We start from the raw sequence: 15368 nt of genomic DNA on the forward strand, positions 1-15368 counted from the left end.
ACCGCCTGGCCGGCACGCGGCGACGGTACCGGCCAGGGGCTGCAGACTTACAGGCCCTGCTTGAGGCTGGCTTCCAGATACTGGTCGATGTCGCCGTCCAGCACCTTGTTGCAGTCGCTTCGCTCGACGCCGGTACGCAGGTCCTTGATGCGCGAGTCATCCAGCACGTACGAGCGGATCTGGTGGCCCCAGCCGATGTCCGATTTGCTGTCTTCCAGCGCCTGGGACGCGGCGTTGCGCTTCTGCATCTCCAGTTCGTACAACTTGGCCCGCAGCATCTTCATGGCGGTGTCCTTGTTGGCGTGCTGGGAGCGTTCGTTCTGGCAGGCCACCACGGTGTTGGTCGGCACGTGGGTGATCCGCACCGCCGAGTCGGTGGTGTTGACGTGCTGGCCACCGGCACCGGAGGAGCGGTAGGTGTCGACGCGCAGGTCCGACGGGTTGATGTCGATCTCGACCTTGTCGTCGATCTCGGGAGACACGAACACGGCCGAGAACGAGGTGTGACGACGGGCACCGGAGTCGAACGGGCTCTTGCGCACCAGACGGTGCACGCCGATCTCGGTGCGCAGCCAACCGAAGGCGTACTCGCCCTTGATGTGCACGGTGGCGCCCTTGATGCCGGCGACCTCGCCTTCGGACAGCTCGATGATGGTGGCATCGAAGCCGCGCTTGTCGGCCCAGCGCAGGTACATGCGCAGCAGGATGTTGGCCCAGTCCTGCGCTTCGGTGCCGCCGGAGCCTGCCTGGATGTCGACGTAGGCGTTGTTCATGTCCATTTCGCCGCTGAACATGCGGCGGAATTCGAGCTTGGCCAGCTCGGTCTCCAGGCCGTCCAGCTCGGCGACCACATCGGCGACAGCGCCTTCATCGTCTTCCTCGACGGCCATGTCGAGCAGGTCCTTGCAGTCGGCCAAGCCGCCAGACATCTTGTCCAGGGTCTCGACCACCTGCATCAGCATGGCGCGCTCACGGCCCAGGGCCTGGGCGTACTCGGGCTTGTTCCAGACGTTGGGGTCTTCCAGCTCGCGATTGACTTCGATCAGGCGGTCATGCTTGTGATCGTAGTCAAAGATACCCCCGAATCGACTGGGACCGCTCGGTGAGGTCCTTGATGGTATTGAGGATCGGTTGGATTTCCATGGTCGGGGGCTCTCGTGCGGGATTCGGTGAAAAGCCGGAGAGTATAAACGACTCTGCCGGCTGGCGGCAGGCCATCCGGCGCTGCGCATCATCGATCCAGGCCGCGCCTCAGGCCACCACGACCCGATTGCGGCCCTCGGCCTTGGCCTGGTACAGCCCCTTGTCCGCCGCCGAAATCAACTGCCGACAATGGCTGCCGATTTCCGGCGTCTGGGTGGCCAGCCCGATGCTCACGGTCAGCCGCGCGTCGGGTTGCGGGCGGGTGTGGGCGATGTCCAGGGCCAGCACGGTCTGGCGCAGTTTCTCGGCGACCAGGCGCGCGCCGCCCGGCGAAGTGTTGGGCAGCACCAGGGCGAACTCTTCGCCCCCGTAGCGGGCCGGCAGGTCGCTGGGGCGCGAGCAGGAGCGGCGGATGGCGTCGGCCACCTGGCGCAGCGCCTCGTCGCCGGCCAGGTGGCCGAAGGTGTCGTTGAAGGCCTTGAAGTAGTCGACGTCGATCATCAGTAGCGACAACTGCTGCTGTTCGCGCATGGCGCGGCGCCATTCCAGCTCCAGGTACTCGTCGAAGTGGCGGCGGTTCGACAATGCGGTCAGCCCGTCGGAGTTCATCAGCCGCTGCAGCATCAGGTTGGTGTCGAGCAGTTGCTGCTGGCTCACGCGCAGGGCGCGGTAGGCTTCGTCGCGTTGCAGCAAGGTCATGTAGGAGCGCGAGTGGTAGCGGATGCGCGCCACCAGCTCGATGGTGTCGGGCAGCTTGACCAAGTAGTCGTTGGCGCCAGCGGCGAAGGCCGCGCTTTTCACCAGCGGGTCTTCCTTGGTCGACAGGACGATGATCGGGATGTCCTGGGTGGCCGGGTTGTTGCGGTATTCGCGCACCAGGGTCAGGCCGTCGAGGCCCGGCATGATCAGGTCCTGCAGGATCACCGTGGGCTTGATGCGGATGGCCTGGGCCACTGCCTGGTGCGGGTCGGCGCAGAAGTGGAAGTCGATGTTGTCTTCCTGGGCCAGCCCGCGGCGTACCGCCTCGCCGATCATGGCCTGGTCGTCGACCAGCAGCACCATCGCCGAATTCTCGTCGGCGCCGTTGAAGCCCTCCAGCTGTAACTCACTCATGCCTGTTCACCTGGCCTGTACCGATGTCACGGCACGACTCAACTATCGTCATTTTGAAAAGATTTCCGTCAGGCGCCCGGCGATGCGTTCCAACGGGCGGATTTCCACAGCGGCACCGATCGCCGCCGCAGCTTTGGGCATGCCATACACGGCGCTGCTCTGCTGGTCCTGGGCCAAGGTCAGGAAACCGTGCTCGCGCATCAGTTTCAGGCCCTGGGCGCCGTCGCGGCCCATGCCGGTGAGCAGCACCCCGACCGCATCGCCGCTCCAGTAGCGCGCCACGCTTTCGAAGAACACGTCGATCGACGGCCGGTAGATCTCGTTGACCGGCTCGGGCGTATAGGCCAGCGTGCCGTTCTGCAACAGCCGCAGGTGATGGTTGGTGCCGGCCAGCAGCACTTGCCCCGGCTGCGGCGTCTCGCCCTCCTGGGCCAGACGCACCGGCAGGCCCGAGGCTCCGGCCAGCCAGTCGGCCATGCCGCTGGCGAACACTTGATCCACATGCTGGACCAACACGATGGCCGCCGAGAAATTCTTCGGCAGCCCCTTGAGCAGTACCTCCAGCGCGGCCGGCCCGCCGGCCGACGAGCCGATCGCCACCAAGGTGCGGCGTTGCGTGTCCTGACGCGGTGCGGTGGTGACCGTGCGCGCGGTTGCAGGCTTTTGCTGGCCGATCAGCCAACTGATGTTGAGGATCTTGCGCAACAAGGGCGCCGCGGCTTCGCGCGGATCGCCTGCGCCCAGCGCGGGCGTGTCCACCACATCCAGCGCGCCGTGGCCCATGGCTTCGAACACGCGGTGCACGTTCTGCTTGCGGTCCACCGTGACGATGACGATGGCGCAGGGGGTCTGCGCCATGATCAGCCGCGTGGCCTCCACCCCGTCCATGACCGGCATGATCAGGTCCATCAACAGCAGGTCCGGCGTCTGCTCCAGGCAACGCGTGACCGCCTCGGCGCCGTTGCTGGCCACCCACACCACCTGGTGCGCCGGTTCCAGGGCAATGGCGCGGCGCAGGGCCTCCACGGCCATGGGCATGTCGTTGACGATGGCGATCTTCATCCCTGGGCTTCTCCAATGAGCTCGACCACCGCATCCAGCAGCGCATCATCATGGAAGCTGGCTTTGGCCAGGTAGTAGTCGGCACCAGCGTCCAGCCCGCGGCGACGGTCCTCTTCGCGGTCCTTGTACGACACCACCATCACGGGCAATGACTGCAACCGATTGTCGCGCCGCACCAGGGTCACCAACTCGATGCCGTCCATGCGCGGCATGTCGATGTCAGTGATCAGCAAATCGAAATCGTCGCTGCGCAGGGCGTTCCAGCCGTCCATGCCGTCCACCGCCACGGCCACCTCATATCCGCGGTTGCCGAGCAGCTTGCGCTGCAGCTCGCGCACGGTCAGCGAATCGTCGACCACCAGCACGCGCTTGCGCGCCTGGCCCGGCCCTTGCGCGCCGCGTTCGATGCGCTCCAGGCGCCCGGTGGTGAGCAGCTTTTCCACCGAGCGCAGCAGGTCTTCGACGTCGATGATCAGCACCACCGAGCCGTCGTCGAGCAAGGCGCCGGAGGAAATGTCCTGGACCTTGCCCAGGCGCGGGTCGAGCGGCATCACCACCAGCACCCGCTCGCCGACCAGGCGCTCGACGGCCACGCCATACAACTGGTCATGCTCGCGAATCACCACTACCCGCAGGCTGCTCCGCTCGTCTTGCGCAGGCGGGCGATTGAGCAACTGACTGGCCGCGACCAGGCCGATGTGGCGGTCTTCGTGCCAGAAGTGCTGGCGCCCTTCGATCTGCACGATGGCCTCGGCCGGCACGTCGAGGGTGCGTTCGATGTGTACCAGCGGGAAGGCGTAGGCTTCGCCGCCGACCTCCACCACCAGACTGCGCACCACCGACAGCGTCAGCGGCACCTCGATATGGAAGCGACAGCCCTGCCCCGGCGTGTGGCTCAGGGCGATGGCTCCACGCAGGTTGCGCACCATGTGCTGCACCGCATCCAGGCCGACGCCGCGGCCCGACACCTCGGTGACCTGGTCGCGCAGGCTGAAGCCGGGCAGGAACAGGAAGCTGAGCAGTTCCTCCTCGCTCATCTGCGCCACGGTCTCGGCTGGCGACAGGGCGCGGGTGACGATGCTGCGACGCAGGCGTTCCAGATCGATGCCGGCGCCGTCGTCGGTCAGCTCCAGCACCAGCAGACCGGCCTGATGCGAAGCGCGCAGACGGATCTCCCCCGCTTCGGGCTTGCCGGCGCGCAGACGCTGCTCGGGCGCTTCGATGCCGTGGTCGACGGCATTGCGCAGCAGATGGGTCAAAGGCGCATCGAGCTTCTCCAACACCTCGCGATCGACCTGGGTCTTCTCGCCGTCGATCTGCAAGCTCACCTGCTTGCCCAGCGAACGGCCCAGGTCGCGGACCATGCGGCCCTGGCCGGTGAGCACGTCGGCGAAGGGGCGCATGCGACAGGCCAGCGCGGTATCGTAGAGCAGTTGCGCGCGTTGGCTGGCCTGCCAGCCGAACTCGTCGAGGTCGGCGGCCTGCTGGGCGAGGATCTGCTGGGTTTCGACCAGCATGCTTTGGGTCTGCGCCAGCGCTTCGAGCACCTCGGGGCTTTGCCCGCCACTTTCGAGCTGCGCCTTGAGCCCTTCGAGGGCGCGCAGACCTTGGCCGTGCATGCGTTTGAGGCGCTGCAGGGTGGCCAGGTAGGGCTTGAGCCGTTGGGTTTCCACCAGCGACTTGCTCGACAGGTCGAGCAGGCTGTTGAGCCGGTCGGCGGTAACCCGCAACACGCGCTCGCCGCCCTCCCCCGCGCTACGTCGTGGTCCCGGCTCGACGCTGGGCTCGGCCGGTGCACGCGCCGGCCCGGCCACACTGGGCGTGGGTAGCGCAGGCGCAGACGTCTGCATGGGCGGCGGTAGGTGGCGGCCGGCAGCGGCCTGGGCTGCCGGATCGAGCAGGCTGGCCATCTGGCCGAGGAACGGCGCGACCGCCGTCGCTGCCGCCGTGTCGCCAGGGGTGGCGATACGCATCAGCAGGTCGGTGCCCTGCAACAAGGCATCGATGTGCTCGGGGCGCAGCAGCAAGCGCCCTTCCTGCGCCGCCACCAGGCAGTCCTCCATCACATGAGCGACGCTGACCCCGGCATCGATGCCGACGATCCGCGCCGCGCCCTTGAGCGAGTGCGCCGCACGCATGCAGGCTTCGAGCTGGTCGGCCTGGGTCGGGCTGCGCTCCAGGGCCATCAGGCCGGCGCTGAGCACCTGAGTCTGCGCCTCGGCTTCCAGGCCGAAGAGTTCGAGCAACGAGGCATCGCGCATTTGCTCGGGGGTCATGACAGGCTCCGGTCGACGGCCGACAACAACTGGCGCTCATCGAGGATGCGCACGCTGCGGCCCCGCCACTGCAACACGGCCAAGGTGAATTCGGCGCCGTTGCGGTCGCTGTGCAGGCGCGCCGGGTCGAGCCGATGGATGCCGTCCACCTCATCGACCGGCAACACCACCGGCCCACCTTCGGCCGAGAGGATGAGCATGCGCGGCAGGCTGCGCGTGGCGCGCTCCATGGCAGGCGCAGGCGCCAGCCCCAGAAGCTGGGTGAGCGACAGGCACGGCACCAGCGCGCCACGCACGTTGACCACGCCTTGCAAGGCCCGCGCGCGCTGGTGCGGCAAGGCATGCACGCGTTGGGTGGGTGCGATTTCGGCCAGGCACGCGGTGGCCAACGCCATCCACTCCTCGCCCAGGCGCAGCAGCAGCATCGAACGGCCGCTGTCCTCCTCCATGGGGAGCGGCGGATCGAGCTGCTCGTCGGCCATCAGCGCATAACGGTCGAGCAACCGCGTGGCCGCCTCGGCATAGACCTCGCAGTTGCGGCAGTGGATGTGCCGGGCGAGCAGCGGGCATTGCTTGTCGCCCTGCACCCCAATGCGGTTCCAGCAATCGTCGATGAGCTGGTCGGTTTGTGCCACTACGTTCAGAACATCCATCTCGCTCATCCGTCAGCCCTCCGGCCGGCGCGCGCGGCACGCTCCTGCAAGCGCCGCGCGCCGCTGTGGTCGCCCTGCGCGGCGAGCAATGCGGCCAGGTGCATCAGCGCTTCGGAGTGCTGCGGTTCCAGATACAACGTCTTGCGGTAATGCGCCAGGGCCTGCACGGTATCGCCCTCGGTGTCGCTGAGCAGGCCCAGCCAGTAATAGACCTGGGCCTTGGGCGCGAACTGGCGCAGGTACTGTTCGCAACTGACGCGGGCTTGACGGCTGTCGCCGGCATTGGCCTGCGCTGCGATGTGTGCCAGCAGGGCAGCTTCGTTCTGCGTTGGCGTGCTCGCGGTCGGCGCGCTGGGGTGGGCCAAGCGCGGCGTTGCCGCAACCTGCGCTCGGGCCGAATCGGATCGAGACGCACTTGGTCGGACCGTTTCGGAGAGGGTGGCGCCAGACCGGGTCGCGCCAGACCGGGTCGCGCCAGACCGGGTCGCGCCAGACCGGGTCGCGCCAGACCGGGTCGCGCCAGACCGGGTCGCGCCAGACCGGGTCGCGCCAGACCGAGCAGGCTGCGCAGGTAGTGCCTGTTGCAGCGACTGGGCCTGGCCGGGCACGGTGCGTGGTAGCGGACATTGCGCGGCAGTGGGCGTCTGCTCGCGCACATAGGCGAAGGATTGGGCGATGCCCGCCGGGCGCATGCCCAGACGCGCCAGCAGGCTGCCCTCGGCCGGGCCGATGAACAGCACGCCGTTGGCCGCCATCAGGCGCTTGAGCACTTCGAACACACGCTGTTGGGTGGGCAGGTCGAAATAGATCAGCAGGTTGCGGCAGAAGACGAAGTCGTACAGGCCCTCGCGCGACAACAGCGCCGGGTCGAGGACATTGCCCACTTGCAGGGTCACCTGACGCCGTACCCGCTCGTGCAACCGCTGGCCCCCTTCGCACTCATCGAAATGGCGAGCCTTGAAGGCCTGCTCGCCGCCGCGGAACGAATTGCGTCCATACAGCGCCTGCTCGGCCTTGGCGATGGACAACGGGCTGATGTCCAGCGCATCGATGCTGAAGCTGTCCGGCGTAAGACCGCCATCGAGCAGGGCCATGGCGATGGAATAGGGTTCCTCGCCGGTCGAGCACGGCAGGCTGAGCAACCGCAGCGGCCGTTCCCGGCCCGCCTCGGCCAAGCGCTTGCGGGCCAGGCTCAGCAGGGCTGCGAAGGACTCGGCATAGCGGAAGAACCAGGTCTCGGGAACGATCACCGCCTCGATCAGCGCCTGTTGCTCGGCGGCCGACTGCTGCAAGCGCAGCCAATAGTCGTCGAGGTCGTGGGCCTGTACCGCCACGCAGCGCTGCTGCAAGGCCCGTTCGACCATGGCGGCGCCGACCGAGTCGACGTCCAGGCCGATGCGCTGCTGCAGGAAACGGAAGAAACGCGTGTCGTTCATCGCCTGCCCTCGGCGCCGACCCGCGGGAACAGCAACTGGCGCACGGCGTCGGTCAGCAGGTCGTTGACCTGGATGCGCTGCACCAGGCCACGCTCGTCCTCGCGGACCGGCCCCAGGTAGGTGGCGTCGGGATTGTCCAGCCCATAGGGCTGGAACTCGTCGGCGTGACAGCGCAGGGTGTCGCTGGCCTGCTCGAGGATCAGGCCCAGTTGCAGGTCGCGGCCATCGCCCGGCCGGTAGTGCACACGCACCAGGCGCGTGCTGGTGCGCTGCTGCGAAGGTGTGGCGAAGGTCAGTTGCGCCAGATCGATCACCGGCACCAGCACGCCGCGATGGGCGAACACCCCGGCCACCCAGGCTGGAGCCCGGGCAATGGGCTTGAGCGGGCGGTGGTGCAGGACCTCGATCACTTCGCGCACGTCCAGGGCGAAGCGCTCGGCATTGAGCCGAAACAGCAGGTACAGGTTGCCCTTGCCGGTGCGCGCAGGCGCCACGCGATCATGCGAGTCGGTCATGGCGGCTCAGACTTTGAACCGCGAGACGCCGCCGCGCAGGCCGGCGGCCACCTGGCTCAGCTCGTCGATGGCGAAGCTCGCCTGGCGCAGCGATTCCACGGTCTGCGTGCTGGCATCGCTGAGCTGGGCCAGCGCCTGGTTGATCTGCTCGGCGCCGGTGGCCTGGGCCTGCATGCCTTCGTTGACCATCAGCACACGCGGCGCCAGGGCCTGCACCTGCTGGATGATCTGCGTCAACTGCTCGCCGACCTGGGTGACTTCGAACATGCCGCGGCGCACCTCTTCGGAGAACTTGTCCATGCCCATGACTCCGGCCGACACCGCCGACTGGATCTCGCGCACCATCTGCTCGATGTCGTAGGTGGCCACGGCTGTCTGGTCGGCCAGGCGCCGCACTTCGGTGGCGACCACGGCGAAACCGCGGCCGTACTCACCGGCTTTTTCGGCTTCGATGGCGGCATTGAGCGACAGCAGGTTGGTCTGGTCAGCGACCTTGACGATGGTCACCACCACTTGATTGATGTTGCCGGCCTTCTCGTTGAGGATGCCCAGCTTGGCGTTGACCAGCTCGGCCGCGCCCATCACCTGGTGCATGGTGTCCTCCATGCGCGCCACGCCCTGCTGCCCGGCGCCCGCCAGGCTCGAAGCCTGGTCGGCGGCGTTGGTCACTTCGCTCATGGTGCGCACCAGGTCGCGCGAGGTAGCGGCGATTTCCCGCGAGGTGGCGCCGATCTCGGTGGTGGTGGCCGCAGTTTCGGTGGCGGTGGCCTGCTGCTGCTTGGAGGTGGCGGCGATCTCGGTCACCGAGGTGGTCACCTGCACCGAAGAACGCTGGGCCTGGGCCACCAGGTTGGCGAGGGCCTCGGCCATCTCGTTGAAACCGGTCTCGATGACGCCGAACTCGTCGCGCCGCGCCAGGTTCAGGCGCATGCTCAAGTCCCCCGAGCGCAGACGGTCGAGGGCCTGCACGATCTTGTGCATGGGGTCGAAGATCGCGCGCATCAGCAACAGCCCGCAGATGCCGGCGGCCATGATCGCCAGCACCAGCGACACGCTCATGCTGAACTTGGCCGTGGCCACGGCATCGACGATGTCGCGCGAGGCATCGTTGGCGCGGTCGCGGTTGCGCTCGATGACTTCGTTGAGGTGTTTGCGCCCTTCGGCCCAGGCCGGCGTGAGCACCTCGATGATCAGCCGCTCGGCCTCGGCGTAGTTCTGCTCGCGGTAGGTCTGCAACACTTGCCCGACCAGCTCCACGTAGCGCTGCTGCATCGCCACGAAGGCATCGAAACTGGCGCGGTCTTCGGGCGTACGGATGGTCTGCTGGTAGTTGGCCATCGATTGCTGCAAGCGCTGCTCGAAACTCTTGAACATCTCCACGTCGGCCGTCGTGATCTCACGATGACGCGACAACCCGACCAACTGCTGGCTGCTGACGTAGCTGTCGACCCAGGCGCTGCGGATCATCGAGCTGTAGTACACGCCCGGAATGCTGTCCGAACCCACCGCCTCCTCGCTGGACTCGATGGCCATCAGGCGCGAGTAGGCGGCCACGATCATCAGCAGCATGATGGCGATGATCACGGCGAAACTCGCCAGGATCCGTTGGCGCATGGTCCAGTTCTTCACGTTCAGCCCTCGGCGACACTCTAGGAGCGGGAAAAATCGCCAGAGTATAGCCCAGCCTTCCTACACGTTTGCGCGATAGTTCTTACGACTCGCGCCTCTTATTCCTTACGGAATCGGGCCAAGCCGTGATGAACAGTGGCGTGCGCGAGCAGAACTTGATGTGCCGATCAAGATAAAAAACATGGCAGGTAGCCAGTATCCTGCGCGTCGGCGTGTCGATGCCGCAGCCGACACGTGAGCCGTAGCCGCCCAGGGTCGAGCACGCTGCGAGCCGATCATCGGACTTGCCTGCGAACGGCACCTCGCAGGGGGGCAAGGCGGTGCACACATGTGCACCGCCACCCTCTTGCAGCCTCAGAACGGGTTGACCCAATACCTCGGCCGCTCCCCGGCCAAGGCCCCGAGCAGATTGTCCACCGCGCAGCGGGCCATCGCTTCACGGGTTTCGTGGGTCGCCGAGCCGATGTGCGGCGTCGCCACCACGTTGTTCAACTGCAACAGCGGCGAGTCGGCCGGCAGCGGCTCCTGCTCGAAGACGTCCAAGCCCGCGCCGCCGATGCGTCCATCGCGCAAGGCCTCGATCAACGCCGCTTCGTCGACCACGCGCCCGCGGGCGATGTTCACCAGAATCGCCCCGGGCTTCATCAGCGCCAGTTCCCGGGCGCCGATGAGGCCTTCGGTGCTGGCGCTCAAGGGTACGGTCAGGCAGACGAAGTCGGCTTCGCCCAGCAACGCGTCGAGGCTGCGATAGCGTGCCCCGTGGCGTGCCTCGGCGTCGGGCTTGCGCTGGTTGCTGTGGTACAGCACGCGCATGCCGAAGCCGGCGGCGGCCCGTCGCGCCAAGGCGTCGCCGATGCGGCCCATGCCGACGATGCCGAGGGTCTTGCCTTGCACGTCGGTGCCGAAATGCGCCGGCCCCAGGCTCTTATGCCAATGGCCGTCGCGCACCCAGTTGGCCAGCTCCACGACCCGCCGTGCGCTGGCCAGGAGCAGCGCGAAGCCCGTGTCGGCGGTGGTTTCGGTGAGTACGTCCGGGGTGTGGGTGAGCATCACCTTGCGCCGCGTCAGGTCGGGGATGTCGTAGTTGTCCACGCCCACCGAGATGCTCGACACTACTTGCAGGTCTGGCGCCAGGTCCAGCAAGTCGCCGCGCAAGGGCAGGCTGGCGCCGAGCAGGCCGTGGGCGCCTGGCAAGGCATCGCGCAGGCGGGCCGGCCCATCGCTGGCGGTGAGGTCCACCTGGGTGACGGCGACGTGCCGTTCCAGCCGCTCGAGCAGCGCAGGGGACAGCGTTTTGTACACGACGATACGTTTGTTCATGTCAGTTCCTAATGGCTGGTCGCCAGCGGTGCGGCGCCCATGGCGTCGCGCCTGGCGCCATGGGGCGGTTTGAAGGCGGCGGTCAGCGCCACGGCGAGCAGCAGCGCCCCGGCCATGAACAGGTACGAACTACCCGGCCCGCCAGTGATGCCGTTGAGGTAGCCCACCAGCCACGACCCGCCGAACGAGCCCAGCGCGCCCATGCTGTTGATCAAAGCCATGGCGCCGCCGGCGACGTTGCTCGGCAGGATTTCCGGCACGATGGCGAAGAACGGCCCATAAGGCGCATACATGCACGCACCCGCGATGACCAGCAACGCGTACGACAGCCAGAAATGCTCGGTGCCCAATGCGTAGGAGCCATAGAACGCCACGGCCGCGATCAGCAGCGGCGGCCAGACGAAACGCTTGCGCACTTGCAGCCGGTCCGAGGCCCAGGACACGCCGACCATCGCCAGCACGGCCGCAAGGTACGGCACCGAGGCCAGCCAGCCCGCTGCGACGATGTCGACCTGGGCAGCCTGCTTGAGGATCGACGGCAGCCACAGCACGAAGCCGTACACACCGATGCTCCAGCAGCAGTACTGCAGCGACAGGAGGATCACCTGGGGCGAGCGGAAGGCCTCGCGGTAGTTCTTCACCGGTTTCAGCCCCTGCTGCTCGTCGGCCAACGCCTGTGCCAAGCGCGCTTTGTCTTGCTCGCCGAGCCATTTCGCCTGGGCCGGCCGATCGTCCACCAGATGCCACCAGACGAAGGCCCAGAGCACCGCCGGCAAGCCTTCGATGATGAACATCCAGCGCCAGTCCAGGTGCTTGATCAGGTAGCCGGACACCACTGACATCCAGAGGATGGTCACCGGGTTGCCGAGCATCAGGAAGGTGTTGGCCCGCGAGCGCTCGGCGCGGGTGAACCAATGGCACAGGTACACCAGCATCGCCGGCATCACCACCGCCTCCACCACGCCGAGCAGGAAGCGGATGGCGATCAGCAGGTAGACGTTGCTGACCATACCGGTGAGGGTGGCCAGGCCGCCCCAGAGGATCAGGCTGACGAAGATCAGCTTCTTGACGCTGCCCTTCTGCGCGTAGAGCGCACCGGGCACCTGGAAGAAGAAATAGCCCAGGAAGAATAGCGCCCCCAGCAGCGAAGAGAGCGCCGGGGTGATCTGCAGGTCGTCGGCCATCCCTGAGGCCGCAGCGAAGCCGTAGTTGGCGCGGTCCAGGTAGGCCAGGCTGTAGGTGATGAAGACGATGGGAATCAGGTACCACCAGCGCCGCGGCGCGAGTTTGTTCGAGTGCATGGCATTGCTCCTGAGCGAATTGTTGTTGTCTCAGCAGGCCGGCGAGCCGGCGATGTTCATCAGGCGCTGGCGCGCAACTCATGGGCGGCCAGTTCTTCGCGCAGCGGCAGGCCCTCCATGTCGCCCAGGCTCTGTACGGCGCGGCTGCCGCACCAGTTGCCGCGGGCCACGGCCTGCGCCAGGGGCAGGCCGTCGAGCAGCGCACTGATCACGCCCACGGCGAAGGCGTCGCCGGCACCGACGGTGTCGATGACCTTGGCCACCGGTACCGGGGCGACCAGGCCTTCGCCGGCTGCGTCGCGGTAGTAGGCACCCTGCTCACCCAGCTTGATCGCCACGCGCTGCACACCTTGGTCGAGGTAGAACGCGGCGATGTCGGCGGGCGTGGTCCAGCCGGTCAGCACCCGGCCTTCCTCGAGGCCCGGCAGCACCCAATGCGCCTTGATCGCCAGGGCGTTGATCTCGCGCACCATGGTCTGGCGGTCCGGCCACAAGGACGGACGCAGGTTGGGGTCGAAGGAAACGCTCGCGCCCGCTGCGCGCATACGCTCGATCAGCGCATGGGACAGCTGCCGGCAACGCTCGGACAGGGCCGGGACGATGCCGGTGGCGTGCAGGTGGCGTGCCTGGGGCAAGGCGTCGTCCAGATCTTCGATCGACAACTTGCTCGCCGCCGATCCGGCGCGGAAGTATTCGACCGCCGGATCGCCACCGTCGTCGCGACGGGCCTTGAGCTGGAAGCCGGTGGGATGGCAGGGATCGACCGCCACCTGGCTGCAGTCCAGGCCTTCGCGGCGCAGGCTGGCGAGCACGAAGCGGCCCAGCGCATCGTCCCCCACACGACTGAGCCAGCGCACCCGCCAGCCCAGACGCGCCAGGCCGATCGCCACGTTGCTGTCAGCGCCGGCGATACGCCGGCCGAAGGTCTCCACTTGGTCCAGGTCGCCCGTTTGCTGGGCCACGAACATCGCCATGGTTTCGCCGAAACACAGCACGTCATGCTCAGGCATGGCTCACCTCCGGTTGGGTACCGAGCCTTGCCAGTGCGCTGGCGTGCAGACGGGTCACGGCGGTGAGGTCGGCGCCGACCAGCGGATATTCCACGGCCCGCGGCACTCCTGGCGGAAAACACGCGAACAAGCGCTGCCAGTCCGACAGTTCGCTCGGCTGCGGCGGTACGGCGACCAGGCGGCCATCGGAGTGGCGCGCCACTGCCTTGCAATGCACGTAGCGCACCCAGCCCCCCAGGTGACGCGCCGCATGCGCGGCCGATTCGCCTTGCCATTGCCAGTTGCCGATATCGAAGGTCATGCCTACCGGCAGTGCAGCCTGTTGTGCGCGCTGGAAGAAGCTCAACAGCCCCTCGAGCCGACCGCCATGCGCGGTCTGGTCGTTTTCCACCAGCAGCAGTGGGTCGCCCGGCTTGAGCCACGGGCCAAGGTCGGCCAGGTCGCACTCGGCGCGGAAATGCCCGAGCGATACCTTGAGTGCGACGGCGCCCAAGGCCCGAGCCGTGGCCAGAGCCTGTGGCAACTGCGGATCGGGTCTGCCATGGCGCGTCCATAACTCTAGAGGCGCCGAGTACAGGCATTCCAGGCCGCGGCTGGCGATCATGGCCTTGAGCAAGGCAGTGTCGGGCGGTTCGGTGAACAATTCTTCGCGCAGTTCGACGCGATCGACGCCAGCGTCGGCCAGCACGTCGACGAAAGCGGCCTGACCACGCGTGCGCACCTGTTCGGCGCCGTAGCTGGAAAGGCTGATGGAAACAGGATTGGGCTGCATTGTTATTGTCCTCGTCTGCTTCGGATGAAACCGGTTTCATTTTTAGCGCAGCGGCAGGCTGCGGTGTGTCATTGCAATCTCGTCAAGGGGTAAGGGAGGTGGAACCACGCACGATCAGCTGCGCTTTGAAATCCAAGCGTCGCGCTGACCCTTCACTGCCGCGCAGGCGTTCGAGCAGGCACTCGAACGCGGCCGCGCCGATGCGCTCGGTGGGTTGGGCCAGGGCGGTGATGCCAGGGCCGACCAGCGGACACCAGTCCAGTTCGTCGATGGCGACCAGGCCCAGGTCGCGGCCCAACGCCCGCCCTGTCGCCTGCAAGGCGCGGGTCACGGCCAGCGTAGCGACGCCATTGAATGTGAGCAGCGCCTGGGGGCCGTGCCGGTCGCTGGCTAGATGCTGCTCGAGCGCTTGCGGCAATTGGGCATCGAGGCTCAGCACGCGGCCGCGCATATCGGCGCGCCGTTGCAAGGAGGCGGTGAAGGCCTGCACGCGCTCATGCCGCGAACTGGTGCCGTCCAGCGGTTCGCCGACGGCGACGATGTCGCGGTAGCCCTGGGCCTGGAGGTGGTCCAGGGCCTGCTCGACGACGTCGATGTTGTCCAGCCCGACCATGTCGACCTGCAGATCAGCCAGTTGCCGATCCACCAGCACCATGGGCAGGCGGCGGTGCAGGTCGAGCAACTGGCGGGGCTGGTGGCCGAGGGTGTTCACGATCAAGCCTTCGACGTTGTAGGACTGCAGCGCTTCCAGGTGGTGACGCTCCTGCTCGTCGTCGCGGTTGGTGTTGCACAGCATCAGGCTGTAGCCGTGCTGGCGGCAGGCCGTTTCCACACCGCGGATCACTGCGACGGAATAGGGATTGAGAATGTCGGCGACCAGCATGCCGATCAGGCGCGTCTGTCCGCGCTTGAGGCCACGGGCCATCTGGTTGGGGCGGTAGCCCAGGTGCTGGATCACCTCGTCCAGGCGCCGGGCGGTGGCCTCGGCCAGCAACTGCCGGTCGCCGCCGATGAAGCGCGACACGGTGGCTTTGGACACACCGGCGGCTTTGGCGACCTGGCTGATGGTGACCCGAGGCTGGGTCGGAGGTGACAACGTATTCATTGCGAGCCTTATTGGCGTTGTAATGGGCAAATG

The 15368-nt window shown here is 67.0% G+C and carries 13 protein-coding genes; all 13 read right to left on the reverse strand.

Going from position 1 to position 15368, the window contains the following annotated elements:
- Positions 1–47: 47 nt before the first annotated feature.
- The 13 genes from prfB to ACSMEV_RS19090 all read right to left on the reverse strand — a co-directional run bounded on the left by prfB (position 48) and on the right by ACSMEV_RS19090 (position 15335).
- A protein-coding gene (prfB, locus tag ACSMEV_RS19030; RefSeq protein WP_459206513.1) for a peptide chain release factor 2 occupies positions 48–1143 on the reverse strand; the annotation gives its coding sequence in 2 pieces (ribosomal slippage) (positions 48–1070 and positions 1072–1143; 1095 coding nt in all).
- A 108-nt stretch (positions 1144–1251) separates the two neighbouring features.
- The gene (locus ACSMEV_RS19035) at positions 1252–2256 is read right to left on the reverse strand and encodes a diguanylate cyclase (RefSeq protein WP_459206514.1); all 1005 of its coding nucleotides are present in this window, start codon (positions 2254–2256) and stop codon (positions 1252–1254) included.
- A gap of 48 nt (positions 2257–2304) precedes the next feature.
- Positions 2305–3318, reverse strand: a complete 1014-nt coding sequence (gene cheB, locus ACSMEV_RS19040; RefSeq protein WP_459206515.1) for a chemotaxis-specific protein-glutamate methyltransferase CheB — start codon at positions 3316–3318, stop codon at positions 2305–2307.
- A complete protein-coding gene (locus ACSMEV_RS19045) occupies positions 3315–5594 on the reverse strand; it encodes a response regulator (RefSeq protein WP_459206516.1) in 2280 nt (759 codons plus the stop codon). The genes cheB and ACSMEV_RS19045 overlap by 4 nt, the downstream gene beginning before the upstream one ends.
- Positions 5591–6256 carry a chemotaxis protein CheW gene (locus ACSMEV_RS19050; RefSeq protein WP_459206517.1) on the reverse strand — a complete coding sequence of 222 codons (666 nt, stop codon included), beginning with the start codon at positions 6254–6256 and terminating at the stop codon, positions 5591–5593. The genes ACSMEV_RS19045 and ACSMEV_RS19050 overlap by 4 nt, the downstream gene beginning before the upstream one ends.
- On the reverse strand, positions 6253–7683 hold the full coding sequence (locus ACSMEV_RS19055; RefSeq protein WP_459206518.1) for a CheR family methyltransferase: 1431 nt from the start codon (positions 7681–7683) through the stop codon (positions 6253–6255). The genes ACSMEV_RS19050 and ACSMEV_RS19055 overlap by 4 nt, the downstream gene beginning before the upstream one ends.
- Complete coding sequence (locus ACSMEV_RS19060; RefSeq protein ID WP_459206519.1) at positions 7680–8198, reverse strand: chemotaxis protein CheW; 519 nt, start codon at positions 8196–8198, stop codon at positions 7680–7682. Before ACSMEV_RS19060 ends, ACSMEV_RS19055 begins: the two co-directional genes overlap by 4 nt.
- 6 nt (positions 8199–8204) lie before the next feature.
- Positions 8205–9827 carry a methyl-accepting chemotaxis protein gene (locus tag ACSMEV_RS19065; RefSeq protein WP_459206520.1) on the reverse strand — a complete coding sequence of 541 codons (1623 nt, stop codon included), beginning with the start codon at positions 9825–9827 and terminating at the stop codon, positions 8205–8207.
- Positions 9828–10181: 354 nt separating this feature from the next.
- Positions 10182–11147, reverse strand: coding sequence for a 2-hydroxyacid dehydrogenase (locus tag ACSMEV_RS19070; RefSeq protein ID WP_459206521.1), 966 nt, complete (start codon positions 11145–11147; stop codon positions 10182–10184).
- Positions 11148–11155: 8 nt separating this feature from the next.
- Positions 11156–12448, reverse strand: a complete 1293-nt coding sequence (locus tag ACSMEV_RS19075; protein WP_459206522.1) for an MFS transporter — start codon at positions 12446–12448, stop codon at positions 11156–11158.
- Between the two features lie 59 nt (positions 12449–12507).
- The gene (locus ACSMEV_RS19080) at positions 12508–13458 is read right to left on the reverse strand and encodes a sugar kinase (protein WP_459206523.1); all 951 of its coding nucleotides are present in this window, start codon (positions 13456–13458) and stop codon (positions 12508–12510) included.
- A complete protein-coding gene (locus ACSMEV_RS19085) occupies positions 13451–14230 on the reverse strand; it encodes a sugar phosphate isomerase/epimerase family protein (protein WP_459206524.1) in 780 nt (259 codons plus the stop codon). The genes ACSMEV_RS19080 and ACSMEV_RS19085 overlap by 8 nt, the downstream gene beginning before the upstream one ends.
- An 82-nt stretch (positions 14231–14312) precedes the next feature.
- Positions 14313–15335, reverse strand: a complete 1023-nt coding sequence (locus ACSMEV_RS19090) for a LacI family DNA-binding transcriptional regulator (protein ID WP_459206525.1) — start codon at positions 15333–15335, stop codon at positions 14313–14315.
- Positions 15336–15368: the final 33 nt, after the last annotated feature.

This window comes from Pseudomonas sp. MLB6B (genome assembly GCF_054508135.1).